Annotated in this window: 19 protein-coding genes and 3 pseudogenes; 9 read left to right on the forward strand and 13 right to left on the reverse strand. The window is 72.6% G+C overall.

Features of this window, described 5'->3' with window-relative positions; translation table 11 throughout:
- The 6 genes from ACIBIW_RS07775 to ACIBIW_RS07800 all read right to left on the reverse strand — a co-directional run bounded on the left by ACIBIW_RS07775 (nucleotide 1) and on the right by ACIBIW_RS07800 (nucleotide 9,431).
- Nucleotides 1-426: a GNAT family N-acetyltransferase gene (locus ACIBIW_RS07775; protein ID WP_399333122.1), complete on the reverse strand. Its 426-nt coding sequence runs from the start codon at nucleotides 424-426 to the stop codon at nucleotides 1-3.
- A 66-nt stretch (nucleotides 427-492) separates the two neighbouring features.
- The gene (locus ACIBIW_RS07780) at nucleotides 493-3,837 is read right to left on the reverse strand and encodes a glycoside hydrolase family 3 C-terminal domain-containing protein (protein ID WP_399333124.1); all 3,345 of its coding nucleotides are present in this window, start codon (nucleotides 3,835-3,837) and stop codon (nucleotides 493-495) included.
- 180 nt (nucleotides 3,838-4,017) lie between these two features.
- Entirely contained in the window at nucleotides 4,018-6,330 is a 2,313-nt protein-coding gene (gene yicI / locus ACIBIW_RS07785; RefSeq protein ID WP_399333126.1) for an alpha-xylosidase, read from the reverse strand.
- 16 nt (nucleotides 6,331-6,346) lie between these two features.
- On the reverse strand, nucleotides 6,347-7,147 hold the full coding sequence (locus tag ACIBIW_RS07790) for a carbohydrate ABC transporter permease (protein ID WP_399333994.1): 801 nt from the start codon (nucleotides 7,145-7,147) through the stop codon (nucleotides 6,347-6,349).
- Between the two features lie 78 nt (nucleotides 7,148-7,225).
- On the reverse strand, nucleotides 7,226-8,191 hold the full coding sequence (locus ACIBIW_RS07795; RefSeq protein ID WP_399333128.1) for a carbohydrate ABC transporter permease: 966 nt from the start codon (nucleotides 8,189-8,191) through the stop codon (nucleotides 7,226-7,228).
- Between the two features lie 10 nt (nucleotides 8,192-8,201).
- A complete protein-coding gene (locus tag ACIBIW_RS07800; protein ID WP_399333130.1) occupies nucleotides 8,202-9,431 on the reverse strand; it encodes an extracellular solute-binding protein in 1,230 nt (409 codons plus the stop codon).
- A 289-nt stretch (nucleotides 9,432-9,720) separates the two neighbouring features.
- Here ACIBIW_RS07800 and ACIBIW_RS07805 point away from each other — a divergent pair, with 289 nt between their 5' ends.
- Entirely contained in the window at nucleotides 9,721-10,818 is a 1,098-nt protein-coding gene (locus ACIBIW_RS07805; protein ID WP_399333132.1) for a LacI family DNA-binding transcriptional regulator, read from the forward strand.
- Nucleotides 10,819-10,866: 48 nt separating this feature from the next.
- Here the strand turns inward: ACIBIW_RS07805 and ACIBIW_RS07810 are convergent, their stop codons facing one another.
- The gene (locus ACIBIW_RS07810; protein ID WP_399333134.1) at nucleotides 10,867-12,003 is read right to left on the reverse strand and encodes a substrate-binding domain-containing protein; all 1,137 of its coding nucleotides are present in this window, start codon (nucleotides 12,001-12,003) and stop codon (nucleotides 10,867-10,869) included.
- A 285-nt stretch (nucleotides 12,004-12,288) separates the two neighbouring features.
- Between ACIBIW_RS07810 and ACIBIW_RS07815 the strand changes: the two are divergent.
- A pseudogene (locus ACIBIW_RS07815) lies at nucleotides 12,289-13,917 on the forward strand (DUF4158 domain-containing protein); the annotation flags it as partial.
- Here the strand turns inward: ACIBIW_RS07815 and ACIBIW_RS07820 are convergent.
- Together ACIBIW_RS07820 and ACIBIW_RS07825 are read right to left on the reverse strand one after the other, a co-directional pair.
- Nucleotides 13,911-14,204, reverse strand: a pseudogene (locus ACIBIW_RS07820) (site-specific integrase); the annotation flags it as partial. The pseudogenes ACIBIW_RS07815 and ACIBIW_RS07820 overlap by 7 nt on opposite strands.
- A gap of 299 nt (nucleotides 14,205-14,503) precedes the next feature.
- Nucleotides 14,504-15,445 (reverse strand): LysR family transcriptional regulator, encoded by a 942-nt coding sequence (locus ACIBIW_RS07825; RefSeq protein WP_399333136.1) that lies wholly within the window; start codon nucleotides 15,443-15,445, stop codon nucleotides 14,504-14,506.
- Nucleotides 15,446-15,544: 99 nt separating this feature from the next.
- On the opposite strand from ACIBIW_RS07825, the gene ACIBIW_RS07830 reads away from it, so the two are divergent.
- Nucleotides 15,545-15,910 (forward strand): YybH family protein, encoded by a 366-nt coding sequence (locus ACIBIW_RS07830; protein WP_399333138.1) that lies wholly within the window; start codon nucleotides 15,545-15,547, stop codon nucleotides 15,908-15,910.
- Nucleotides 15,911-15,977: 67 nt separating this feature from the next.
- On the opposite strand, the gene ACIBIW_RS07835 is transcribed toward ACIBIW_RS07830, so the two are convergent.
- The 4 genes and pseudogenes from ACIBIW_RS07835 to ACIBIW_RS07850 all read right to left on the reverse strand — a co-directional run bounded on the left by ACIBIW_RS07835 (nucleotide 15,978) and on the right by ACIBIW_RS07850 (nucleotide 18,087).
- Nucleotides 15,978-16,688: a hypothetical protein gene (locus ACIBIW_RS07835; RefSeq protein ID WP_399333140.1), complete on the reverse strand. Its 711-nt coding sequence runs from the start codon at nucleotides 16,686-16,688 to the stop codon at nucleotides 15,978-15,980.
- Complete coding sequence (locus tag ACIBIW_RS07840) at nucleotides 16,685-17,446, reverse strand: helix-turn-helix domain-containing protein (protein ID WP_399333996.1); 762 nt, start codon at nucleotides 17,444-17,446, stop codon at nucleotides 16,685-16,687. Before ACIBIW_RS07840 ends, ACIBIW_RS07835 begins: the two co-directional genes overlap by 4 nt.
- A 51-nt stretch (nucleotides 17,447-17,497) precedes the next feature.
- Nucleotides 17,498-17,569 (reverse strand): annotated as a pseudogene (locus ACIBIW_RS07845) (integrase); the annotation flags it as partial.
- Nucleotides 17,566-18,087, reverse strand: coding sequence for a tyrosine-type recombinase/integrase (locus ACIBIW_RS07850; RefSeq protein ID WP_399333142.1), 522 nt, complete (start codon nucleotides 18,085-18,087; stop codon nucleotides 17,566-17,568). The gene ACIBIW_RS07850 and the pseudogene ACIBIW_RS07845, both read right to left, overlap by 4 nt.
- Nucleotides 18,088-18,144: 57 nt before the next feature.
- Here ACIBIW_RS07850 and ACIBIW_RS07855 point away from each other — a divergent pair, with 57 nt between their 5' ends.
- The 6 genes from ACIBIW_RS07855 (at nucleotide 18,145) to ACIBIW_RS07880 (ending at nucleotide 24,846) form a co-directional block, all read left to right on the forward strand.
- The gene (locus tag ACIBIW_RS07855; protein ID WP_399333144.1) at nucleotides 18,145-18,282 is read left to right on the forward strand and encodes a hypothetical protein; all 138 of its coding nucleotides are present in this window, start codon (nucleotides 18,145-18,147) and stop codon (nucleotides 18,280-18,282) included.
- A 250-nt stretch (nucleotides 18,283-18,532) separates the two neighbouring features.
- Entirely contained in the window at nucleotides 18,533-19,957 is a 1,425-nt protein-coding gene (locus tag ACIBIW_RS07860) for an ABC transporter substrate-binding protein (RefSeq protein ID WP_399333146.1), read from the forward strand.
- Nucleotides 19,954-20,892 carry a carbohydrate ABC transporter permease gene (locus tag ACIBIW_RS07865; RefSeq protein WP_399333148.1) on the forward strand — a complete coding sequence of 313 codons (939 nt, stop codon included), beginning with the start codon at nucleotides 19,954-19,956 and terminating at the stop codon, nucleotides 20,890-20,892. The genes ACIBIW_RS07860 and ACIBIW_RS07865 overlap by 4 nt, the downstream gene beginning before the upstream one ends.
- On the forward strand, nucleotides 20,889-21,809 hold the full coding sequence (locus ACIBIW_RS07870) for a carbohydrate ABC transporter permease (RefSeq protein WP_399333150.1): 921 nt from the start codon (nucleotides 20,889-20,891) through the stop codon (nucleotides 21,807-21,809). The genes ACIBIW_RS07865 and ACIBIW_RS07870 overlap by 4 nt, the downstream gene beginning before the upstream one ends.
- Nucleotides 21,806-22,843, forward strand: a complete 1,038-nt coding sequence (locus ACIBIW_RS07875) for a hydroxyacid dehydrogenase (protein WP_399333152.1) — start codon at nucleotides 21,806-21,808, stop codon at nucleotides 22,841-22,843. Before ACIBIW_RS07870 ends, ACIBIW_RS07875 begins: the two co-directional genes overlap by 4 nt.
- Entirely contained in the window at nucleotides 22,840-24,846 is a 2,007-nt protein-coding gene (locus tag ACIBIW_RS07880) for a DUF2264 domain-containing protein (RefSeq protein ID WP_399333154.1), read from the forward strand. Before ACIBIW_RS07875 ends, ACIBIW_RS07880 begins: the two co-directional genes overlap by 4 nt.
- Nucleotides 24,847-24,878 lie beyond the last annotated feature (32 nt).

Here is a 24,878-nt window from a genome sequence, read left to right on the forward strand (position 1 = left end):
TCACCCGGCGAGCGGCTTCACCCACCGGCGCCAGTGGTCCTCGCGGTGGTAACCGGCGGAGCCCCACGCCCGGTGCGCCCGCTCGTTGACTTCGAGGACCATGGCGTCGGCGCGGCGCCCGCCGAGCGCTTCGAAGCGCCGCTCGGCGGCATCGAGCAGCGCGGTGGCGACGCCCCGGCGGCGGTGGCCGGGGTGGACGGCCAGCCGGTACAGGGAGCAGCGCCACCCGTCGAAGCCCGCGATGACGCTGCCGACGAGCAGCCCCTCCCGCTCCGCGAGCAGCAGCGCCCCGGGGTCGGTGCCGATGAGCACGGCCACCCCCTCCTGGTCGTCGCTGACGCTCGTGCCCTCCGCGGCCTCCCGCCAGAACCGCAGGACGGACGCGATGTCGGAGGCGGCGGCCGGACGTATGCGCAGATCACTCATGCGCCCACCCAAGCACGCGGTGCGCGGCCGCCGCGAACGGGTTCCCGACGGCCGCCCCCCCCCCGCTCAGCCGCCCGTGGTGAGACGGAGGGTGTCCAGGTAGATCCCCGGCTCGGTGAACACCAGGTGCAGCGCGCGGTGTCCATCGCCGCCGGGGTCCTGGCGCAGGGCGGTGTGCGCGGTGCGGAAGTCCTGGAGGCCGCCCGTGGGGGCGAAGGACACCGTGCCGAGCAGCGGCCCGTCGGGCGCGTCGGCGTGGACGCGGACGGCGGGCCTGTCCACCCCCGCCCAGGAGGCGTCGGTGGTGGCCACCCGCAGTTCCACGCCGCGCACCCCGCGCAGGTCGACACGGGTGAAGCCGATGTGGTCGCCCGCCTTCCGCGAGGCCACCGAGTGGTAACCCCCGCGGCCCGCGAAGGTGTTCTCCTTCGACACCTCCCAGTGGGTGATGCCGGGGCTGCTGACCGTGTAGTGCTCCCAGGCGTTGCGCGCGTGGCCCTTCAGGTCGAGGGTGCCGATGGTGTGTCCTGCGATCCGCAGGGTGCCGCGCAGCCTGATGTCGTCCGACGCGGCACCCACCATGATCTCGTAACGGCCGTCCTCCACCACCGTGGTGCCGCTCACCGGGTCCCACACGGCCAGGTCCGCCGGGTCGACACGCACCCTGACGGTACGGCTCTCGCCCGGGCGCACCCCCTTCACCCGCAGGAATCCGGCGAGTTGCCTGACGGGGACGTTGTCGCCGTACGCCGAGTCCAGCGAGCGGACGTACACCTGCACGACCTCGTCGCTCGTGGCACGCCCGGTGTTGCCGAGCCGCAGCGACACCGTGAACGGCTCCCGCGCCCGCGCCCTGCCCGGGAGCACCAGCTTCCCGTAGCGGAACGTCGTGTACGTGAGCCCGTGTCCGAAGGCGTAGGTGTACGGCGCCGTCGAGTAGCGGTAGGTGAGCTTCGCCGCCAACTGGTCGTACTGGAGCATGTCCACGGTGTATTGGGGCTCGTGGCCGTCCGCGTCGGCCAGCATCCTCGGCAGCGACGACTCGTCCCGCAGCCATGTCGAACTCAGCCGTCCCGCGGGGGAGCAGCGGCCGAACAGCACGTCGGCGAGCGCGGTCCCGGCGGCCTGGCCGGCGTGCGACGTGTAGAGGACGGCCGCCACGTTCGGGTCGTCCTGGATCTCCTGCACCGCGTACGGATAGCTGCTGACGATCACCACCACGGTGCGCCCGGGACGGGCCGCCGCGGTCGCCCGCACCAGCTCCAACTGCCCCGTGGGCAGGGCGAGTCCCGGCCTGTCCTGGCTCTCGCGCGCGTTCACCCGCACGTTGTTGCCGACCACCACCACCGCGTAGTCGCTGGAACGGGCGAGCCCCGCCGCGCTCTTCGCGCCCCGTTCGAGGACCACCTCGTGGAACTCGGCGGTGGCACGCAGCGCCGCGTCGCCCGAGTGGAAGTCGTCATGGCTCAGGTCCGGCACCAGGCGGTGGTCGCCGCCCTCCTCGGCGCGCACATAGCGGCCGGTGGGGTACTGCCGGTAGAACTGGTCGTTCTCGATGTAGTCCACCCCGTAGAGCGACCTGGTGCCGTTCGCGCCGCGCGGGTAGTGCCAGTTGGTGTTGGTGTTCCACTGCGCGTCGCCGTCCGGCATCGTCGGCTGCGAAGTGCGCAGCTCCGTCGCGTCGTTCACGATGTCCTGGTCCGTGTCGACATAGGCGCCGCTCGCCACACTGCGGAAGAACTGCTGGTCGTAGCCCCAGTCATAGACACGGAACGCCTGCTCCGGGCCGATCAGGCCGCCGGGCACCCGGTAGCCGCCCTGCACCCCGCCCGCCGCCGGTGTGCAGGCCGCGGTCATCGGCCCGTCGCCGGTGCCCGCCGTGACGTAGGTGCCGTACGCGGCCGAGCGCCAGGCGACGACGTCGGTGCCGGTGGTGAACCGCACCTTCCCCCGGCCGATCTCGGCCTCGATGCCCCCGAGCGGGGTGACCCGCTCCTCGTCGGGGGGCGCGGGGCTGTAGTAGTCCCGCAGGTTCACGTCCGCGAGCGGCCCCACCACCGCGACCCGGCGCGCCCTGGCGCGGTCCAGCGGCAGCAGGCCGTGCTCGTTCTTCAGCAGCACCATCTGCTCGCGCGCGGCCAGCAGCGCGAGCCTCCTGCTGCTCGCCTTCCGCTGCGGCCGGTCGTCGGGCGGCACCGTCTTCACGTTGTACGGGCTCGCGTCGCCGTCGAGGGCGCCGCTGCGGATCTGGTAGGCGAGCCAGTCCCGCACCACCCGGTCCACGTCCGCCATCGACGCGCCGAGCACCCCCTTCGCGACGGCGTCGCGGGCGTAGGCGTCCGGGGTGAAGTCGGCGCCGTTGCCGTCGGAGAAGTTCGACATGCCCGAGTGCAGCAGCAGCGCGCCCGCGGTGGCCAGGTTCGTCGCCTCGTCCGCCGGGTCGGGGCTCAGACCCGTGGTGTACGACACGTCGGCGCCGTCCGGCACCGTCAGCGGGAACACGTACGGCGCGCCCTTGGTGGCGTAGACGTTGAACTCGTCCCAGGCGTCGGACACGAACATGAAGCTGCCGGGCGCCCACTCCTCGCGCACCTGCTTCAGCACCGGGTTCATGTTGCTCGGCACCCCGTTGACGAGGTTGTACGCCACCATCGCCCCGAGCACCGCACCGGCCGCCACCGGCATCCGGTAGCTGACGATGTTGAACTCGTGCAGGGCGCGCGCGCTCATGCTGCTGCTCGAACGGGCCCTGTTCCACTCGTGGTTGTAGGCGAAGAAGTGCTTCATCTCGGGCTTCGCCAGGATGTAGAGGGGGTGGCGGCCCTTGATGCCGAAGGCGTACGCGGTGCCCAGCGTCCCGCTCAGGAACGGGTCCTCGCCGTAGCCCTCCTCGTAGCGCCCGGCGAGCGGGTTGCTGCGGGTGTCGGCGACCGGCGCCCAGGCGCGCAGGTTCGCCGGGTTCCTCGCCCGCACCTCCATCCCGACGACCCGGCCCATCTCCTCGACGAGTTCGGTGTCCCAGGTGGAGCCGAAGCCGATCGCCTGCGGGAACATCGTGGCGTTGGGCACCTGCCCCGAGCCGTGCAGGCCCTCGACGCCCGCGCTGCTGCGGGCGGGCAGCGCGTAGCCGTCCTCCAGGGTCATGGCCGGCAGGCCGGTGAGGCAGGAGAGCTTCTGCTCGTCGGTGAGCCGGGCGAGCAGCGCGTCGACGCGCCTGTCGAGCGGGAGCGAGGTGTCGAGGTAGTCGGCGACGGCCTTCTCGGCCGCGGCCCTGTCCGCGGCGCTCGCGTGCTGTGCGGGCAGCCCGAGCACGAGGCCGCCCGCGCCCGCGGCGAACACACCGAGGAGGGCGCGGCGGCGCACACCGCCGCCTCCTGTCGACTCGTCACTGGTCTGCGGGTGCTGGGTCATGGTCACTGTCCTCCGTGGGAAGTACCTCTGCCATGCGGAATCGAAGGGAGCGGGTGGGGTGCGGGGGTGCGCGTGCGGGCGCGGTGTCGCGCGGGCATGCCGAGCGGTCATGCGGTGCGCTGCGGCGAGGGGGGCGCTCCGGGGCCGGGGCGGAGGCCGTCCGCCCCGGGCCCGGGCGGTTCAGGCGAGGCGCGCGGTCAGCCGGCGGGTGCCCGCGGGGAGGGTGTACAGGGCGCCGAGCGGATCGGCCGCCGCGTCCCCTGCCGGGGCGGCGCCCACGAGCAGGACCCGCCAGGGCCCCGCGGCGTCCGTCTCCACGGTCACCTCGTGGCCCGCGCGGCGGACGGTGAACACGGCGGCCGCCTCCGAGCCGTCGCGGGACGGGATCGCCGTCACCCGCTCCGAGCCGTCGGCGGGCTCGTGCACCCGGAGGGTGACCCCGTCCGCCCAGTCGTACCCGGGGCGGTCGTCGACGGCGCCGAACGGCACCACCGAGCCGGGGCGCGCCAGCAGCGGCAGTGTTCCGAAGCCGTGGGTCTCGCGCCGCCAGCGGGGCCCCTCGACACGCTCACCGGTGAGGACGTTGGTCCAGACGCCCTCGGGCACGTAGTACTCGACGACGCCGTCCTCGTCGAACACCGGCGCCACCAGCAGGTCGTCGCCGAGCATGTACTGCCGGTCGAGGGCGTGGCACGCGGGGTCGTCGGGGAATTCGAGCACCATGGCGCGCATGGTGGGCGTGCCGTCGTCCCTGGCCTGGAGCGCCGCCCCGTACAGGTACGGCATCAGCCGGTGCTTGAGGCGGGTGAAGGCGCGGGTGACCTCCACCGCCTCCTCCCCGAAGTCCCACGGCACCCGGTACGACTTGGAGCCGTGCAGCCTGCTGTGCGAGGACAGCAGGCCGAACTGCACCCACCGCTTGAAGAGCGCCGGGCTCGGCGTCCCCTCGAAGCCGCCGATGTCATGGCTCCAGAAGCCGAAGCCCGAGAGGCCGAGCGAGAGCCCGCCGCGCAGCGACTCCGCCATCGCCTCGAACGTCGACTCGCAGTCGCCGCCCCAGTGCACCGGCAGCCGCTGCCCGCCCGTGGTGGCGGAGCGCGCGAACACCACCGCCTCTCCCTCGCCGCGCTCCCGGCGCAGCAGGTCGAACACGGTCTCGTTGTAGAGCTGGGTGTAGTAGTTGTGCATCCGCTCGGGGTCGGAGCCGTCGTGCCACACCACGTCGGTCGGCACCCGCTCGCCGAAGTCGGTCTTGAAGCAGTCCACGCCCTGGTCGAGCAGCGCCTTGAGCTGCCGCGCGTACCAGTCCCGCGCGTCCCGGTCGGTGAAGTCCACCAGAGCCATCCCGGCCTGCCAGCGGTCCCACTGCCACACGTCGCCCTCCGCGGTGCGGAGCAGGTAGCCGCGCTCCATGCCCTCCGCGAACAGGTGCGACTTCTGGGCGATGTAGGGGTTGATCCACACACAGACCCGCAGGCCGCGCTCCCGCAGCCGGGCCAGCATGCCCGCCGGGTCGGGGAACACGTCGGGGTTCCAGACGAAGTCGCACCACTGGTAGCCGCGCATCCAGAAGCAGTCGAAGTGGAAGACGCCCAGCGGGATGCCCGCGTCCGTCATCCCGTCCACGAAGCGGCCCACCGTGGCCTCGTCGTAGTCGGTGGTGAACGACGTCGAGAGCCACAGCCCGAAGGACCAGTCCGGCGGCAGCGCCGGGCGCCCGGTGAGCGCGGTGTAGCGCGCCAGCACCTCCTTGGGCGTGGGCCCGTACACCACGAAGAATTCGAGCGACTGGTCCTCGACGCTGAACTGGACCTGCCCGACCGCCTCGGAGCCCACCTCGTAGGAGACGTGCCCCGGGTGATTGACGAACACCCCGTAGCCGCGGCTGGAGAGGTGGAACGGCACGTTCTTGTACGCCTGCTCGCTGCTGGTGCCGCCGTCCGCCTGCCAGACGTCGACGCTCTGGCCGTTCCTGACGAACGGGGTGAACCGCTCGCCGAGCCCGTACACCTGCTCACCGACGGCCAGACTGTGCCGGCCGACCATGAAGTGCCGCCCCTCGGCGTCCTCGGTGTACCCGGTGCCGCGGTCGCCGAGCGAGGTCAGGAGGAGGCCCCCGGCGCCGAAGTCGAGCCGCCAGGGCGCCTCGGTGTCCACCCGCAACGACAGTTCCCCTGAGCGCAGTTCGAGCGCGGAGCCCTCCCGTACGGTCTTGGCGTGGCCGCCGTCACGGGCCGTGGCGAGGGCGAACTCGGGGCCGCGCGGGGCACGTCCCGCGTGGTGGGTGGTGCGCACCCCGATCACCCCCTCGGCGGGGGACCAGCACTCCACGGTCAGCAGCGGGGCGTTGAGGGTGTCGCCCCGGTGCCGCACCCTGTCGACCGGCGCGTACAGCGTGAACCGGTCCTCGGCGACGACGGCGTCGGCGACCGAGGACGCGTGGTACGCGCGCACCCCGGGACGCATCAGCCAGTAGCCGTCGGTGAACTTCATCGGTACTCCACTCTGTTCACTTGACCGAGCCGCCGGTGATACCGGCGGCGACGTACTTCTGGGCCAGCACCAGCAGGATCGCCGCGGGGACCGCGGAGACCACGGCGGTGGCCATGACCGCGCCCCAGTCGCTGACATGGGCGCCGATGTACTCGTACATGCTCAGCGTGATCGGCTTGACGTCGTCCGTGGTGTTCAGCGTCAGCGCGAACATGAAGTCGGACCAGGCGAAGAGGAACGTGAACAGGCCCGCCGTGATGAGGGCGTTGCGGCTCATCGGGAGCACGATCCGCACGAACGAGGTGAACCTGTTCGCGCCGTCCACCAGCGACGCCTCGACCACCTCGCGCGGGATCGACACCATGAACGCGCGCAGCAGCACGAGCGAGAACGGCAGCCCGAGCGAGGCGTCCGCGAGGACGAGGCCGAGCAGCGAGTTCACCAGGTGCAGGTCGACGTAGGCGCTGTAGAGGGCGTTGGCGACGACGATGCCCGGCACCATCTGGGTGATCAGGGTGCCGAACAGGATGGTCCTGCCGCCGCGTAGCCCGAACCGCGCGAGCCCGTACGCGGCGGGGGCCGCGAGCACCAGGCACACCACCACGGCGCCGAGCGCGACGAGGAGGCTGGTGCCGAGCGAGCCGCCCTGGCTGCTCAGCGCGCGGTGGAAGTTGTCCCATCCGGGCGAGACGGGGAACCAGTCGGTGGCGGCCAGGCTCTCCCCGGGCTGGAGCGCGATGTTGACCATCCAGTACAGCGGGAACAGCAGGACGACCAGGATCACCACGGCGACAGCGGTGTTGGCGCCGCGCGGCATCCTGCGGGCCCGGCCTGGGCCCCGGCGCGCGGTGCCCGCGGGCCTGCGGGTGGACACTGAGGGTGACGACATGGCGGCTCACTTCCCCCGGCCGAAGTCGGCCCTGTTGGCGCGGAGGTAGAGCACGGCGAACACCGCGCTCACCAGGATCAGGATGTTGCCCACCACCGCGCCCTGCCCGAAGTCGAGCTGCTGGAAGGACAGTTGATAGGTGACGGTGCCCAGCGTCTGGGTCGAGTCCGCGGGGCCGCCCGCGGTCAGCGCGAGGATCAGGTCGAGGATCTTCACCGTGGACATGAAGCCGAGCACCAGCACCACCGTGACCACCGGCCGCAGCAGCGGCAGCGTCACACTGCGGAACGTGCGCCAGGCCCCCGCGCCGTCGAGCGACGCGGCCTCGTACAGCTCCTCGGGTATCTCCTGGAGGCCGCCGTAGAGGATCACCATGTTGAACGGGATACCAATCCAGATGTTCACCAGGATCGCGGAGAGCAGCGCCACGCTCGGGCTGCTCAGCCAGTGCACGGGCGACGACGCCAGATGCAGGTCGGCCAGCAGGGTGTTGACGACCCCGGTGTCCTGGTCGAGCAGCTTGCGCCACACGATGGAGGTGACCACCATCGGCACCAGCCACGGCAGCAGCAGCACCGCGCGGGCGAAGCCGGAGAGCCGGAAGCGCCGGGAGAAGAACACGGCGAGGGCGAGCCCGATGGCGAACTGCCCGAGCAGTGAGCCCGCCGTGAAGACCAGGGTGTGCCAGAGCGAGTCGGTGAAGAGCGGGTTGTCGAAGACGGCGCGCCAGTTGTCGAAGCCGTTGAACGGCGACTCGCCGGTGAAGTAGGTGCGCGGTGTGTAGTGCTGGAAGCTCATGACGATGTTGCGCACGAGCGGGTAGCCGAAGAAGGCCAGCATGTAGAGGACGGCGGGGGCGACGAAGCACCAGCGCAGCAGGCTGCTGCGGCGCCCGCCCGCCCCCGCGGTCCGCACGGACGCCGGGTCGGGGGCGCCCGGGGCGGTGGTGGCGCCGGCGGCGGTGATGGTCATGGCTGTCTCCTCACTCGCCCGACGCGGCCCGGGCCTGGGCCCGCGCGAGCGCCGACTGCGCGGACGCCCTGCCGGTCAGCACGGACTGGAACGCGCCCGCCAGCGCGTCGGACACGACGGGCCAGTTCGCGCCGACCCGGTCGGTGCGCGAGCGTGCGGTGGCCACCTCGTCGGCGAAGGCGGCCAGCTTCGGGTTCTGCTTCTTGTACTGCTCGGTCGCCGCCGCGACCGTGGGCACGTTGTTGACCGCCTCGCCCCAGGCGACCTGGTTGCGCCGTTCGTTGAGGCAGTTGATGATCCTGGCGGCGGTGTGCTGGCGGTCCTTGTCGTCCGTCCTCGGGATCGTCATCACCGTCCCGCCGATGGGCGGCACCGGCGGCTTTCCCGCCTGCGGGACCGGGATCGGCGCCACGGCCCAGTGCAGGTCCTTGTGCTGCCCGAGCACCGGCACCTGCCAGGGGCCGTTGACCATCATGGCGGTGCGCCCCGCGATGAACTGGTCGTTGACGTCCTGCTGGTTCCAGGTGACCACGGCGCTCGACGCGGACTTCTGCGCCACCAGGTCCTTCCAGAGCTGGAGCGCGGGCGCGCCCTTGCCGTCGTCGAGGTGGGCCTCGTCGCCGCCCGCCGACCAGAAGAACGGCAGGAACTGGTAGACGCCGTCGGCGTCGGGTGTCGCGCTGAACGCCATGCCGAAGGTGGAGCCATGGGTGAGCTTCTTCGCCGTGGCCTTCAACTCGTCCCAGGTGGTGGGTGGTTCGAGCCCGGCCTGCTTCAGCAGGTCGACGTTGTAGATCAGCGCCAGCGAGTTCACCGCCCGGGCGACGCCGTACTGCGTGCCCTTGAAGCTGCCCATCGTCACGGCGCTCCCCGACATCCCCGTGACGTCCACACCGGCCTGCCGCACCGGCACCAGGCCGCCGGTGTCGGCGAACTGGGGCACCTCGGAGCCGTCGAGTTCGAGGATGTCGGTCAGCGAGTGCGACGACGCCATCCGGAGCGCCTTGGACACCACCTGGTCGGCGGGGACGCTGGTCTGCCTGACCTTGACCCCCAGCGGCTTCGCGCACTGGTCGAAGAACTGCTGTGCCTGAGCGTGCTCCAGGCTGTCCGTCGCGGAGTTGAGCACCGTGATGGTGCCGGGGTCCGGGACGCTCGCGCATCCCGTCAGCGCGGTGGCCGCCATCGCGGCGGCGAGCAGGGCGGCCGTCGCCTGGCGGCGACGGCGAGTGGGGTGCATGGTCGTGGGCTCTCCGTTCGGTCTGCGGCGCTGTGCGAACGCGGAGGGGCGCACCCGGGTCGAAGCAACTGTCGAATCGATTCGATCGAGGTGACGCGGCGATGCTAGGCGCTGCCGGGGGTGGCGACAATAGGTCGGGGCCGACCGGGAATGTTCGGCCGGGAGCGGAGTTTGGCCACGAGGCGCGGCGCGCTGCGCACGGTGGCCGCGGACGGGCCGCCGGGCGCGCCCGCCCGCCGCGGACGGCGGTGCCGGGGGCACCCGACGGCGTTGGATACGATGGCCGACCGTGTCGTCGAAGGGCTCGAAGTTGGCCACCATCAGGGATGTCGCCCAGCGGGCGGGGGTCGCTCCGAGCACCGTCTCCTACGTACTCAACGGGTCGCGGTCCATCTCGGAGGAGACGCGGGAGCGGGTCCGTGAGGCGGTGGACGCGCTCGGCTACCACCCGCGCGCCAGCGCCCGTACGCTGCGCAGCAGCCGTACCCGGGTGATCGCGCTCGCGCTGCCGCGCAGGGCCGGGTTGCAGCACTCGGTGGACGGCAGGTTCGCCATCGAGCTGAGCGACGCCGCCCACGGCCTCGGCTTCGACCTGCTGCTGACGACCAGCCGCGACAAGGCGGAGGGGCTGCGCAGGGTCGCGCTCAGCGGGCTCGCGGACGCCGCGGTGCTGATGGCCGTCGACATGGAGGACGCCCGTATCGACGTCGTGCGCGAGGTGGCCTTCCCCGCCGCGCTGATCGGCAGGCCCGCCGACGAGAACGCGCTGCCGTGGACCGACCTGGACTGGGCCGGGGCGGCCGCGCTCGCGGTGCGCACCCTGGCGGCGGCGGGCCACCGCTCACTGGTGTACCTCGCGCCGAGCGAGGCGGAGGTGCGGGCGCGGCGCAGCTACGCGCTGCGCGGCATCGAGGGCGCGCGGGGGGCCGCCGCGGCCACGGGGTGCGCGGTCGAGGTGGTGCACTCGCTGGACGACCCGGCGGGCGAGGCGCGGCGGCTGCGGGCGCTGCTGACGGACGACGGTGTGTCCCTGCGCCCCGGCGGGCCCACCGCGCTCGTGGTGCAGCACCCCTCGGCCCACCACCACCTGCTGGCGTCGATGCCGTCGGCGACGGGGCTCAGGGTGCCCGACGACCTGCCGATGGTGGTGATCGGCACCCTGCCGGAGGACCGGTCGAGCAGCGCGCTCTCCCGGATCGAGCTGCCGGTCAGAACGCTCGCGGACGAGGTGACCAGGCTCGCGGTGGCCGCCGCGGAGGCGCTGCGACAGCGGCGCGGCGCGAGCGAGGAGCCCGGCGCCCGGCTGCTCGCTGCGGCGCTGGGACACCTGCTGGTCGAGCCCGAACTGCTGCCCGGTCCCACGCCGTTGGCGCCGCCGCAGCACTGAGGCGCTCCCACAGGGCAACCCCCGACAGCCACACGCGGGAGGGCGGCGTCACCCCGCCTCCGGCGGCGGCACCGTGCCGCACGACTCCCGCACCACGATGTTCGGCCACAGCTCCACCCGGTGCACCGGCCACTCGTCGCCGACCTCGGCCAGTCTGGCGAGCGCGAGTTGGGCCGCGAGCATCCCCAGCCGGTGCTTCTGCGGGCGCACCGCGGTCAGCGGCGGGTCGGACGCGGCGCCGATCTCGTCGTCGTACGTCACGATGGCCAGGTCCCGCGGCACCTCGACACCCAGGTCCCGGCCCCGCTCGATGAGCCCGATGGCCTCACGGTCGGAGTGCACGAGCAGTGCGCGCACCCCGCGCTCGCGCCCGCGCCTGAGCACGTCGGTGTACGCCTCGGCCCAGCCGGGCTCCCCGTACGACGGCACCTCGACGTCCATCCCGTCGTGCGGCGGCAGTTCGAGCGCACGCGCCGCCTCCCGCCAACCGGCGCGCAGCGCCTTGCTCGTGGGGCTCTGCCGGGTGGTGACAAGACCGATCCCGCGGTGGCCGAGGGTCACCAGGTGCCGCACGGCGAGCCCGGCGCCGAGCGCGTGTGCCGTCGTCGCCGCGTCCAGCGCGAGCGTCGCGAGCCCGGGCGGCGGGCGGCGCTCGACGAGGACCACAGGCACCCCGAACGAGCCCAGCCGGCGCAGCAGTTCCACCGCCGCGTCACCGCTCGTCGCCGGTGCGACGAGCAGCGCCTGCACACCGCGCTCAAGAAGCGCGTTGATCTGCCGCCGGTCCTCCGCGGGGTCGTCCCACCGCGAGGCGCGCATCACGAGCCGGCCCTCGGCCGCCGCCACCGCGGTGTGCGCGCCCTGGATGACCGGCGGCCAGTAGTACTCGACCGAGGGCACCACCATGCCCACCAGGGCCCGCGTCGCCATCGGCCCGTACGCGCCCTGCGGGCCCTCACGCGCCCGCGGCGCCTGGGCGCGGTGCGGCAGCGCGATGCCGCCGTGGAGGCGCCGTACGAGGCCGCGGTCGGCGAGCAGCGTCACATCCCTGCGCACCGTCACGGCGGTCACACCCAACTCCGCCACCAGCTCCGCGAGGCGGACCATGCCGTGCTGGCGCACCGCCGCGAGTATCCGCTCCTGGCGCTCGGCGGCCAGCGGCATGGTGTGCTCCTGACGCTCCATCCGCTCCTCCTGACGCCTCGTCACATACCATCGCCCGCCCGTGCCGTGGGCCCACCCCGGGGCGGCGGGGCCGTTGTGCCGGGCGCCGGGGGGGGCGGTGCGACGGGGCCCGCGTGGGCGATCGCTCCTGATCGGAACGGATCGTCAATGTACCGGGGGTTGAGGAACATCGGAACGAAAACCGGCGCTAAGCCTCGCGCGGGCCTGAGAGCGCTTTGACCTGGGACTCTGAGGGGGCGGAGCCTTCGGCAGTCGTGTTGATCATTGACTGTCTGGAGGTCCGGGATGCCGGTCGAGTTTCTGACGGATTCGCAGGTCGCGGGGTACGGGGCGTACGAGGGGGCGCCGTCGCGCGCGGAGCTGGAGCGGTTTTTCTTCCTGGACGATGCGGACCGCGCGCTGGTCGACCCGAAGCGACGGGCCCACAACCGGCTGGGCTTCGCGGTCCAGCTGACCACCGCGCGGTTCCTCGGGGTGGTCCTGGACGACCCGGCCGACGTGCCGGCGGAGGTCGCCGGCTACCTCGCCGAACAACTCGGCATCCCGGACGCCTCCGCACTGAAGACGTACGGCGAGCGGGAGAACACCCGGCTCGACCACGTCCGGGAGCTGCGGGAGGTCTTCGGCTACCGGGAGTTCGCCGGGGCGGAGGCGGAGCTACGGGAATGGGTGGACGCGCGGGCCTGGACGGCCGAGGAGGGCCCGAAGGCGCTGTTCGACGCGGCGGTGGGGTGGCTGCGCGAGCGGCGGGTGCTGCTGCCGGGGGTGACGACGCTGGTGCGGCTTGTGGCGTCGGTGCGGGCGGAGGCGAACGAGCGGCTGTGGCAGACGCTGTACGGGCTGCTGAACACCGGTCAGCGGACGGTGCCGGACTCTTTGCTGGAGGTGCCGGCCGGTGCGCGGGTCCCGGAGCTGGACCGGCTGCGCCGGGGCCGGTGCGGGTGTCGGGTCCGGCGATGAAGGCCGCGCTGGAGCGGGCGGCGGAGATCGCCGCGTTCGGCATGGCGGACCTGGACGTCGCCGCGGTCCCGCCCCGACGGCTGGCGGAGCTGTCGCGGTACGGGGTGGACGGGAAGGCGTCGCTGCTGCGGCGGCACGGCGACCACCGGCGCCTGGCCACGCTGATGGCGACTGCGGTGTACCTGACGACGCGTGGTGGGTCGGTTCGGCACGGTCCGGCCGTTCCTGAAGACCCTGGTGGACGTCGTCGACTTCGGGGCAACCCCGCAGGGCGCCGACGTGCTGGCCGCACTGAAGTCGCTGCCCGGCCTGCTGAGGCGCCGCAAGGTCGCGCCCGCCGAGATCGACGCGGGGCTGCTGGCCGGGTCGTGGAAGCGCCTGGTGCTGGCCTCTTCGGACGCCGAGCCGGGGTGCGTGGATGTGAAGGCGTACGCGCTGTGCGTGCTGGAGGGGCTGCACCGGATGCTGCGGCGCCGCGAGGTGTTCGCGGCGAACTCCTCGAAGTGGGGCGACCCGCGCGCGAAGCTGCTGGACGGGGCGGTGTGGGAGCGGGTGCGGCCGGTGGTGCTGGCCTCCCTTGGCCTGCCCGGCGAGCCCGGCGAGCACCTGGCCGCCCGCGCCGCGCTGCTGGACGGCACCCACCGGGAGGTCGCCGCCCGGGTGCCGGCGAACTCCCACATCGTGTTCGACGGCGACGGGCGGCTGCACTTCGCCGCCCTGGAGCCCGAGCCGGAACCGGCATCCCTGCTGGAGCTGCGGGCGGCGGTCAACGCGATGCTGCCGCGGGTGGACCTGTCGGAGGTGCTGCTAAAGGTCTTCTCCTGGACCGGCGCCGACAAGGCGTTCACCTCCATCACCGGCGGCGAGGCCCGCCTGGCGGACCTGGAGGTGACGATCGCCGCGCTGCTGGTCGCGCACGGCTGCAACGTCGGCTACACCCCGGTCATCGGCGGCGTCATCCGCTTCACCCAGCCCGGCACCGCCGGGCCGTCGTAGCCGTGGTCCGCGCACCAGCCGAGCCAGGCCAGCACCGCCGCGCGGCGCGCGTTCCAGGTGTTGACCGCCGCGGTGTCCCAGAGCTGTTCCAGTGCCTCGCCGGCCTCGGCGTCGGCGACCGCCGCCAGGGGCCGCTCCTCGTCGAGCCGTTCGGTGGTCTTCCCGACGCCGGTGCCGTAGCCACGGGCGGTGTTGGCGTTGGTGAGCGAGCCGGGGAAGGCGTCGTCGGCCGCGCGGACGGTCAGCGCCTTCCCGGACCGGAGCTGGACGACGGCGGGTACCGTTTCCCCCTTGCCGCAGATAACGGGGTCGCTTCGCGCACCGGCTCGGCGACGTCGGCGCAGGTCGGGTTCAGCGATGCCGCAGATAAGCCGCAGATAATACGACGTTATCTGCGGGAAGACTTCCGACCCGCCCGGCCACCGTCGGCCCGACCGCCGCTCACCAGCACCGCCGGGGTCTTAGCGCCGATTTTCGTTCCGATGTTCCTCAACCCCCCAGAGGCCCGCGAGTTCGCGGAAACTGAAGTTCATTCGGCGGGAACTCAAGGGTCTGTCGCCCTGATGCCAGGGGATGGACCCGTGGGTTCACTGGGAAGTCGCGGGTCAGGGTTGGCGAATGCTTGCCTACTGTGCAGGAGCAGTTCACGCATCCCTGGGCTGTGGGCGCTCTTCCAGATCAGGGCGAGCAATGCGGGTGTATCGACGTCTTCGATGGTGCGGGCGGTGAGCCTGTCGCGGTAGCGCGCGGCCATGGAGTCGCTGAGGATGGCGACAGCAAGCCCGCGGGCGGCGAGGTCGGCAATGGCATCCGCGGCGCTGGCTTGCAGCGCGATCGCAGGTTGGAGGTTCTGTGCGACGCAAGCCTGGTCGAATACCGAGCGCAGGCCGGTACCGGTCGGCATGCACACGATCGGGTAGACGACCAGGTCGCGCAGAGTGACCCGCCGCTGTTTGGCCAAGGGGTGCCCGGCCGGGACTGCCACGACGAGCCGCTCGCTGATGATGGTCAGCGCGTCCAGCCCCTCGGGGGTGGCGGCTGCGGCACCGATGAGTGCCAGGTCGACGGCACCGGTGCGCACCCCTTCGACGAGTCGGTCCGAGCTGTCCTCCAGCAGCGAGATCTCCACACCGGGATGTGCCTGGTGGAACACGGCGAGGGCGTCGAACAGCGGGGTGAGGGTGCAGCCGATGACCATCCCGACGGTGAGGTGCCCCCGGATCAAGGCGGTCACCTCGCCTACCGCTTGGCCGACTGCCCCAGCGGCGGCGAGGGTTGCGCGGGCGTGTTCGAGTGCGGCCTTTCCCGCGACGGTGAGGGTGACGGCGCGGGCTGACCGGTCGAACAGCTCGGCGCCGAGTTCCCGTTCCAGTTGGCGGATCTGGGCGCTGACGCCGGACTGGCTGATGTGCACTCGCTCGGCTGCCCGGGTGAAGTTCTGCTCCTCGGCGACCGCGACGAAGTATTCCAACTGCCTCAGCTCCATGACTGTAGATTCTAGCTTCCAGAAGATTCATCTGTTGGACTTCTGGTCAGTCGATGGCCACGCTGGGAGGCGTCGAAGCCCGACCTCTAGGAGGAATTCATGCCGGAGTACGAGAAGGCCATGCGCCCCGAGGACGTCACCCGCTTGTTCGTCGAACGATCCAATGCTGGTGACGCGGCCGGGGTCGCCGCACTCTACGAAGAGGATGCGGTGATGGCCTACCCGCCCGGTGACCAGACAGTGGGCAGGAAGGCGATTCGCGCGCTGTGGGAGAAGGTGCTGGCCAACCGTCCCCATTTTGAGCCGGAACAGCCGCTGCCGACACTGATCAGCGATGACATCGCCCTCACCTCGACCCCACCGAAGGACGGTGCTGGTGCCCGGGCACAGGTCGTCCGGCGCCAGCCTGATGGAAGCTGGCTGCGCCTGCTTGACCAGCCCGAGTTCGTCCCACCCGCCCCCTGACTCATCGCCGTCGTGAGTTCGCGGAACTGAAGGACTGTCGACCTGGCCCTGGGGCGGTGCCCCCAGGTCAGGGAGCTGACTCGTGGGCTCGTGGTGAAGTGGCGAGGCCGGTCTCGGCGGCCTGTTCCAGCAGCGCTGGTGCGGAGTCCGCGTAGCGCATCTCGGTCTTCTCGTCGAGTCCGAAGACCTTGGCGAGATGGAGCGGGTCGGGCCCGTGGGTCAGGGCCTCTTCGAGTTGCCGGTCGACGCGGAGCCGCTCCAACGTCGCATCCTGCCCGCGCATCGCGGCACTGATCCAGTGGTTGCTGGCGCGGCTGGTCATGTTGGCGGTTTGGTGGTTGATCAGCAGGTGGAGGTTCGCGGTGTTCGGCCACCGGCGGCGCCGGTGCTCCAACCAGTCCAGCAGCAGCTTCCGGGTGAGATCGTCGAGCGGGCGGACGCGTCCGGCGATGGTCAGCCGGTGGTTGCCGAGGTCGACGTCGTCGAGCCTGAGGGTGGCGATCTGGGCGACCCGGGCGGCGTGCACCGCTGCGGAGGCGAGGATGAGCCGCGTCGCCGGGGTGGTGGCCGCCGCGACGGAGCGGTCGACCTGCTCGGGGACGAGCGGTTGCAGCACGGCGTACTCGAATTGCCCGACCTTGATCCGGCTGGTGGGGTTGCGGGAGATCAGTCCGTAACGCTTGGCCCAGGTGAACAGCGAGTGCAGGGCGACGAGTTGGTCGTGGCGCTGGTGGCCGTGCAGTGTCTTGATGTAGGTGAGGACGTCGTCGCGGGTCACTTCGTGCAGGTGGTCGTAGGGGTTCGACCATTCCAGCAGGGCCGGGCGGACTCGGTTGAGGTAGAGCCAGACCGTGCCTTCACGCGGCGAGCCGGTCCCGCACGTCCGTCTCGTCCCATGGGCTGGCCGACGAAAGTCTTCGCGCTGAGGCGGGCCTGGCACCAGCACAAGCGGCAGTAGTTCCACTTCAGCGGCTGGATGCGGCGGCAGCCGGTGCATGCGGCCGCGTCGTGGCCGCGGCCGAACATATAGCAGGTGGGGCAGAGGCGGCTGCTGAAGTTTCCCCAGGCCAGGCAGCTCTCGCAGGAATCGGTGGGCTTGACGTAGCCCTTCGGGAACCGTGCCACCGGCTCACTCCGGCGGCAGCGACCGGCCGTCCCGCCGCTTGCGGACCACCTTCGGTGCGACGGTTCCCGCGCGACCGCGGCCCGTTCCGTCTCCTCTGCCTGGCCAGGGCGGCGGACCTTCTCAGGTTCGGGGACCAGCAGGTCGCCGATCTCGCAGCCGAGGGTCACGCAGATGACGTCCAGGTCCTCCAGCTTGAGCGAGACCGGCTGGCCCGACCACAGCCCGGTCATCTTGTCGGCCGAGATCACCAGGCCGTGCTCGGCCAGGCTCCGCTGGAGCTCAGACGCCTTCCAGATACCCTTGTTCGCGGCGGTCAGCCGCAGGTTCCACCTCATCGGGCGTCCTTCCAGCCGCTTCGCGGCCCGTTCCATCCCGGCGACCCAGGCGTCCTCGACCCGGGTCTGCTGCATGTGGATATACCGCATGGTTGTAGCAATCCAGGAATGTCCGAGAACCTCCTGGATAGCGAGCAAATCCGGCTCGTTTCCGTAGAGTTGGGACGCACAGAAGTGCCGCAGGACGTGAGGGGTCACAGCCTGTCTGTCCAATTCGGCAGATGAGCCACGACCGCGTTGTCGAGCCCGTTGCGCAGGGCGTCGTCGCCGACCCGGCGGGCGGAGCCGTCGGTGTTCTTGCGTTCGGAGGGAAACAGCGGGGCACCAGGGCGCGTGTGATCGTCGTCGAACTGACCCCACACGTCCTCGATGAACCACCGCTGTGTCCGATCGGCACCGCTGATCAGCGGAACCATCCGCTCGCGCGGCCCCGAGCTGCGGGCCCCCTTGCCGTTGCGGACGTGGAGTTTGCCGAAGCGGCCCAGGTCCCACTTGATGTCGTCCAGGTCGAGCCCACATGCCTCGCTCACCCGCAGGCCGACCTGGGACATCAGCTTCGAGGCGGTGTAGTTCCGGGCGGTCGGGGCGAACTTCCGGCAGGCCGCCAGCTCGCCGCCCCAGCCCGTGAAAAGCGTCCCGGTCTCCGGCTCACTCGGCGGGATCCGCAGCGGGCGCCCTTGGCCCCGCGCGGCCGGTTCATCTCGTCGATCGGGCACTCGACCGCCCGGCCGGTCATCCGGTGGATTTCGACCTTGTGCCGCAGCTCCAGGAACATGAAGTACGTGCTCGACGCCTGCGACCGGCCCAGCCGGGTGCCGCTGGGCGAGTGCCGCAGCACCTTCCCGAAGTACCCGTCCGCGTCGGCGGGCTCCATGTCCCACAAGGGCCGGCCGAACCAGTTCCTGATCTGATCCAGGTGACCGATGTCCCCGCGGATGGTGCTGTCCGCCAGCCCTGCCGAGGCCCGTGCCAGGACGACGCAGCTGGACTCAGGGAAACCCACGGGATGTCGCACACCCCACCGCCGCGCCCGGTGTCAGCGGGGGCGACCCCATCCTCACTATCGTTTCTGTTCGTTTCTGATCGAACTGGTTCCGCCTCGTTGACCCCGGGCGACACCGGGCGCTGAAGTGATCCGCACCACCACCTCAGGAGGAGACGATGGGGTCACTCAGGCCGGAACAAGGCCGGGGCGCGACGGCCGGGTCCGCACCCGGCGCCGGGCCGCCGGGCCCCACCCGCCGTGCGCTGCTGCGCGGTTCGCTCGGCGCGGGCGCCGCCGCCCTCACCGGCGCCGCGGTGTCCGGCTGCTCCGGGTCCTCCTCGGGGGCCACCACGGTCACCGTGTGGTCATGGCTGACGGGCATGGACAAGTACGTGGCCGCGTTCAACGCGTCCCACCCCCGCATCAGGGTCGAACTGAGCGTCATCGCGGCCGGGCTCTCCGGCGGCTACGCCCAGCAGACCAACGCGTTGCGCGCCCACAACGCGCCCGACATCCTGCACGTCGAGTACCAGGGCCTCCCGCAGATCCTGACGAGCGGCGGCCTGCGTGACCTCACCGCCGACCTGCACGACCTGGCGGACGGCTACGCCCCCGCCGCCTGGGAGGGGGTGCGGCCGGACGGGCGCACCTGGGCGGTGCCGATGGACATCGCGCCCATGGTGCTCTACTACCGCAAGGACCTGTTCGACCGGCACGGCATCGAAGTGCCCCGCACCTGGGAGGAGTTCCGCACCGCGGCGCACGCCGTGCGCGACGCCCGCCCCGACGCCCGCATCACCACCTTCCCGCTGAACGACGGCTCCTTCTTCGCCGGAATGTCCTGGCAGGGCGGCGACCCCTGGTGGCGCGTCGAGGGGGAGAGCTGGCGGGTCGACGTCGCGGGGGAGGGCACCCTCCGCACCGCCGCGTACTGGCAGGAGATGATCGCCTCAGGACTGGTGCGCTCCGACCCCACGGGCAGCCAGGAGTGGATCTCCGCCGTCCACACCGGGCGCCTGTGGGCACTGCTCGGCGCCTCCTGGAGCGTGGGCACCCTCGGCAAGTCCATCCCCGGCGACACCGGCCGCTGGGCGCTCGCCACCCTGCCCACCTGGGACGGCAGGCCCGCGGCCGGCATGCAGGGCGGCACCGCCTTCGGCATCTCCGCCGAGAGCCGCGCACCCGACGCGGCGCTGACGTTCCTGCGCTGGCTGAGCACCGACCCCGAGGTGGTCCGCATCGGCGCCGCCTTCACCTCCCCGTTCCCCGGCTACACCCCCAGCCGAGCCGAGGCGCGCAGGGTCTACCGGGGCGGCTACTTCCTCGGCGACCCCGTCTACGACGTCCTCGACAAGGCGGCCGCCAGCGTGCCCGAGTGGACCTGGGGGCCGAACGCGCTCGGCCTGTTCTCCACCGTCGCCAACGCGTTCGGCGGTGTCACCTCGCACGGCACCACCCTGCCCCGCGCCGTCCGCACCGTGCAGCGGGAGGCGGCCTCCGCGATGCGGGCCCGCGGCCTGTCCGTCGTCGAGGCCGCCCCGGCAGCCGCGCCGCACACCCCGGCGGGAGACACCGCCACGTCCGTGAGGAGGCACGTATGAGCCTGCTCGGCCCCGCACGCGGCCTCGACCCCGGCACACCGCCGCGCCGCCACCCCGCCGCCCGCCGCCGCGGCGGCACGGCACGGGGCGGCCTGCTGCTCGCCGCGCCCTTCGCGCTGCTGCTGCTCGCCACGGTGCTGGTCCCCGTCGGCTACGCGGTCTGCCTCAGCCTCTTCACCGACCGCCTCTCAGGACTCGGCTTCGGCGGCCCGCACCGGGTGTTCGTCCGGCTGGCCAACTACACGGACGTGCTCGGCGACGCCGACTTCCGCTCCGGCGTGGGCCATGTCGCCCTCTACGCCCTCATCCATGTGCCCGTGATGCTCGGCGGCGCCCTGGTCCTCGCGCTGCTGCTCGACTCCGCCGTCGTACGCCTGCGCGCGGTGTGGACGCTCGCGGTGTTCCTGCCGTACGCGGTGCCCGCGGTGATCGCCGGTCTGATCTGGGCCTACCTCTACAGCCCCACCATCGGCCCTGTCGACGACCTGCTGCCCTTCGACCCGCTCGGCGGCAACGGCGTGGTCGCGTCCATCGCCAACATGGCCGACTGGCAGTGGTGCGGCTACAACATGATCATTTTCCTGACGGCGCTGCGCTCCGTCCCCCGGGACATCCTGGAGGCCGCCCGGGTGGACGGCGCGGGAGCACTGCGCACCGCGCTGCGCATCAAGGTGCCCGTCATCGGGCCCACCCTGTTCGTGGCCCTGGTCTTCACCCTCATCGGCTCCCTCCAGCTCTTCACCGAGCCCCTGGTCCTGCACACCTTCACCGGCTCCGTCACCAGCGACTGGACACCCAGCCTGTACGTCTACGACTCCGCCTTCGTGGGCGACGACTACGGCCGCGCCGCCGCGGCCTCGATCGTCCTCGCGGTGGTGTCGGCCCTGCTCTCCGCGCTGGTCATGCGCCTGTCCACCAGGAGGTCCGCGCGATGAACCGCACCACACCCGGCACCACACCCCGCGCCACCCCCGGCAGCACACCCCGTACCGCCGCGGCCCCCGCGTCCGCGTCCGTGTGGACCTCGCGGGCCGGTGTCCACGCCGTCCTGCTGATCGGCGCCCTCTACAGCGTGCTGCCGCTGCTGTGGCTGGTGACCTCCGCCACCAAGGACGTCGGCGACTTCTCCACCACCGGCGCCTTCACCCTCCACCCGGGCTCCTTCAGCCTCGGCGACAACCTCAGGGCCCTCTTCGACGAACAGGACGGCGTCTTCCTCTTCTGGGTCCGCAACTCCGTGCTCTACGCCGTGGTCGGCGCCGCCGTCGGCGCGCTGGTCTGCGCGGCCTGCGGCTACGCCGTCGCCAAGCTGGACTTCCCCGGGCGGCGCACCCTCTTCGCCGTCACCCTCACCGGGGTGCTGGTGCCGACCACCGCGCTCGCCCTGCCGCTGTACCTGCTCGCCTCCCAACTCCGCCTGGTGGACACCTTCTGGGCGGTGTTCCTGCCGGTGCTCACCAACCCCTTCGGCGTCTACCTCGCCCGGGTCTTCGCGGACGCCGCCGTACCCGACGAGATCCTGGAGGCGGCCAGGGTCGACGGCTCGGGGGAGCTGCGGACCTTCTTCACGGTGGGCCTGCCGATGATGCGCAACGGCGTCGTCACCATCCTGCTGTTCCAGTTCGTCGCCATCTGGAACAACTTCTTCCTGCCGCTGGTCATGCTCACCGACCCCAAGCTCTTCCCGATGAACCTCGGCATCTTCCAGTGGAGCACCAGGGTCACCCAGTTCCCCCAGTACAACCCCCTGGTGATCACCGGGTCGCTGCTCGCCGTCGTCCCGCTCGTCGCCGCGTTCGTCCTGCTCCAGCGGCAGTGGCGCAGCGGACTCGCCACCGGGAGCGTCCGATGACCGCGGCCCGCGCCGCCGCGCCCCGCCCGGCACGCCCCGAGACACTGCTCGTCATGGACGACAGGGCGCTCGCCATGCAGTTCGGCGCCGCGGAGCTGGCCAGGCTCGGCGCCACCGCCGCCCTCGGGGAGCCGGTGGCCGTCACCGAACTCACCTCCGGGGCCGCCCGCCGCCGCCTCGCGGAGGCCGAGGTCCTGCTCACCTCCTGGGGCTGCCCGCCCCTCGGCGCCGACGTCCTGGCCGCGGCGCCCCGGCTGCGCGCCGTGCTGCACGCCGCGGGCTCGGTGCGCCCGCACGTCACCGACGCCGTCTTCGACCGGGGCCTGCTGGTGACCACCGCGGCCGACGCCAACGCGGAGCCCGTCGCCCACTTCACCCTCGCCGCGGTGCTCTGGGCGTTCAAGAAGGCACCCTTCCTCGCCAACGACGCGCGCCGCTTCCGCGACGACTGGACGTACGCGACCGGCCGCGGCGAACTCTCCGGGCGCGACCGCACGGTGGTCGTGGTCGGCTTCTCCCGCGTCGGCGGCCGGGTCACCAGGCTGCTGCGCCGACTCGACCTGGCCCGGGTGCTCGTCGTCGACCCCGTGGTGGACCCCGCGGCCGTCGCCGCGGCGGGCGCCGAGACCGCCACCCTGGCCGACGCCCTGCCGCGCGCCGACGTGCTCAGCCTGCACGCGCCCGCCCTGCCCGGCACCCGGCACCTGATCGGCGCCGCACAGCTCGCCGCCCTGCCCGAGCACGCGGTGCTCGTCAACACCGCACGCGGCTCCCTCGTCGACACCGCGGCCCTTGAGGCGGCCTGCACGGCGGGGCTGCACGCCATCCTCGACGTGACGGACCCCGAGCCGCTGCCCGCGCACTCCCCGCTGTACACCCTGCCCAACGTGGTGCTCACCCCCCACATCGCCGGCTCCCTCGGCTCGGAGACCCGCCGCATGACCGACCTGGCCCTGACCGAACTGGAGCGCTACGCCGCCGGGTTGCCGCCCCTGGCCCCGGTCACCCACGCGTCCCTTGAGGTGCAGGCATGACCACCCCGGCCGAACTCCTCGGCGCCGCCGGGACCTCCCCGTACACCGGCTGGCGCCGCCAGGACTGGACCGCGCTCGCCGACCGGATGCTCGCCGCACTCGACCCCCACCGCTCGCCCGGCGGCGCCCGCGTCCTGCCGCCCGGTCCGCCCAGTGCGTACGGGCCCGACTCCGACGGGCTCGAAGGCTACGCGCGCTCCCTGCTCCTCGCCGCCCTGCGCGTCGCGGGGGAGGACGGCGCGGACCCGGCCCACCTCATGGAGCGCTATGCCGCGGGACTCGCCGCGGGCACCGACCCACACCACCCCGAGGCATGGCCGCGCCCCGACCGCCTCGACCAGGCCAAGGTGGAGGCCGCGTCCGTCGCCCTCGCGCTCCGGCTGACCGGCCCCTGGCTGTGGGACCGCCTCGACGACCGGGTCAGGGACACCACCGTGCGCTGGCTCTCGACGGTGGTCGGGCAGCCGTACCCGCCGCTGAACTGGGTGTGGTTCCGTATCGTCGTCGAGTCCTTCCTGCGTGAGAGCGGCGGCCCCTGGGCGCCGGGCGACATCGAGGCGGACCTCGCGGTGCACGCCTCGCTGCGCCGCGCCGACGGCTGGCTCGCCGACGGGCCCGAGCGCGCCTACGACCACTACACCGGCTGGGCCCTGCACACCTTCCCGCTGCTGTGGACCCACCTCTTCGATGTCACGGGGACGCTCTGTCCCCCCGCGCTGCGCGCACGGTGGGGCGCCGACCTCGCCCGCTACCTCGACGACGCGGTGTGCCTCGTCGGCGCCGACGGCTCACCGCTGCTCCAGGGGCGCAGCCTCGTCTACCGCTTCGCCGCGGCGGCCCCTTTCTGGGTGGGCGCCCTCACCGGGACCACCCGGCTGGCGCCGGGGCTCACCCGCCGCGCCGCCAGTGGCATGCTGGACCACTTCACCCGGCACGGGGTGCCCGACGGGCGCGGGCTGCTGACGCTCGGCTGGCACCGGCCCTGGCCGGGGATGCGCCAGTCCTACTCGGGCCCCGGCTCCCCTTACTGGGCCGCGACGGGCATGCTCGGCCTGCTGCTGCCCGCCGGGCACCCGGTGTGGACCGCCACCGAGCGGCCGCTGCCGGTGGAGGAGGGCGACCGGGCGCGGATCGTGCGCGCCCCCGGCTGGCTGGTCTCGGGCCGCGCGGCGGACGGCGTGGTGACGGTCCTCAACCACGGCACCGACCACGCCGCCCCCGGCGCGGTGCGCACCGACGCGCCCCTCTACGCCAGGCTCGGCTACTCCACCGCCACACTGCCCCCGCTGACCGGCGCCACCACGGCGGACCCGGTGGACAACACCGTGGCCCTCGTCGACGCGCACGGCCGCGCCACCCACCGCACCGGCTTCCGCACCCGCGGCCTCGCCGAACTGCCGGGGAGGGTGCTGACGGCGGTGTCCGGCGGGCGCGTGCACTGGGTGGCGGCGGCGGGGGACGCCGCCGACCACGGCTCGGGGCGCACCGGGACGGCCACCGCGGGCCCGGTGGTGACGGTGGCGTCGGTGGTACGCGACGGGGTGGAGGTGCGCCTCGCCCGGGTGGAAGGGCCCCTCGGCCCGGCCCGCCGCCTCCGGCTCGGCGGCTGGCCCGTCGCCGCCGACGTACGCCCGGACACCGAGGCCACCGACGCCCACGGGGCGCCACCACCCGGCGGTACGGCGCCCGGGGGCGCGCCGCACGCGGTGGCGGCCACCGGCGAACTCACCTCCAGGCTGCGCGGGTTGCGCGGCTTCGACCGGGGCGGTGTGCTGCTTGAGCAGGACAGCGGGCCGCTCGGCCACTGGACGGCGATCCCGTGGCTCACCGCCGAGGCGCCCGCGGAAGGCGCCCTCGTCGCCGCCGTGGTCACCCTCGACGGGGGAGCGCCGCACACCCCGCCGGGCGCCCTTGCGGTCAGGTCCGACGGGGCGGGCGGCCATCTGGCCCTCGTCACCTGGTGCGACCGCCTGGTCTCCGAGGTGGCGCTCCCGGCGGGCTGAGGCGCGCCCGCGCCCGCGTGGGAACCGCCACC

The organism is Streptomyces sp. NPDC050560, from assembly GCF_044457285.1.
Lineage (GTDB): Bacteria > Actinomycetota > Actinomycetes > Streptomycetales > Streptomycetaceae > Streptomyces.

Bases quoted from the DNA above. Each gene is read 5' to 3' on its own strand.
- yicI (WP_399333126.1), bottom strand. From the start codon at position 6,330: ATGAAGTTCACCGACGGCTACTGGCTGATGCGTCCCGGGGTGCGCGCG.
- ACIBIW_RS07775 (WP_399333122.1), bottom strand. From the start codon at position 426: ATGAGTGATCTGCGCATACGTCCGGCCGCCGCCTCCGACATCGCGTCC.
- ACIBIW_RS07880 (WP_399333154.1), top strand. From the start codon at position 22,840: ATGACCACCCCGGCCGAACTCCTCGGCGCCGCCGGGACCTCCCCGTAC.
- ACIBIW_RS07875 (WP_399333152.1), top strand. From the start codon at position 21,806: ATGACCGCGGCCCGCGCCGCCGCGCCCCGCCCGGCACGCCCCGAGACA.
- ACIBIW_RS07865 (WP_399333148.1), top strand. From the start codon at position 19,954: ATGAGCCTGCTCGGCCCCGCACGCGGCCTCGACCCCGGCACACCGCCG.
- ACIBIW_RS07795 (WP_399333128.1), bottom strand. From the start codon at position 8,191: ATGACCATCACCGCCGCCGGCGCCACCACCGCCCCGGGCGCCCCCGAC.
- ACIBIW_RS07825 (WP_399333136.1), bottom strand. From the start codon at position 15,445: ATGGAGCTGAGGCAGTTGGAATACTTCGTCGCGGTCGCCGAGGAGCAG.
- ACIBIW_RS07855 (WP_399333144.1), top strand. From the start codon at position 18,145: ATGAAGTACGTGCTCGACGCCTGCGACCGGCCCAGCCGGGTGCCGCTG.
- ACIBIW_RS07860 (WP_399333146.1), top strand. From the start codon at position 18,533: ATGGGGTCACTCAGGCCGGAACAAGGCCGGGGCGCGACGGCCGGGTCC.
- ACIBIW_RS07790 (WP_399333994.1), bottom strand. From the start codon at position 7,147: ATGCCGCGCGGCGCCAACACCGCTGTCGCCGTGGTGATCCTGGTCGTC.
- ACIBIW_RS07830 (WP_399333138.1), top strand. From the start codon at position 15,545: ATGCCGGAGTACGAGAAGGCCATGCGCCCCGAGGACGTCACCCGCTTG.
- ACIBIW_RS07840 (WP_399333996.1), bottom strand. From the start codon at position 17,446: ATGCAGCAGACCCGGGTCGAGGACGCCTGGGTCGCCGGGATGGAACGG.
- ACIBIW_RS07780 (WP_399333124.1), bottom strand. From the start codon at position 3,837: ATGACCCAGCACCCGCAGACCAGTGACGAGTCGACAGGAGGCGGCGGT.
- ACIBIW_RS07800 (WP_399333130.1), bottom strand. From the start codon at position 9,431: ATGCACCCCACTCGCCGTCGCCGCCAGGCGACGGCCGCCCTGCTCGCC.
- ACIBIW_RS07810 (WP_399333134.1), bottom strand. From the start codon at position 12,003: ATGGAGCGTCAGGAGCACACCATGCCGCTGGCCGCCGAGCGCCAGGAG.
- ACIBIW_RS07870 (WP_399333150.1), top strand. From the start codon at position 20,889: ATGAACCGCACCACACCCGGCACCACACCCCGCGCCACCCCCGGCAGC.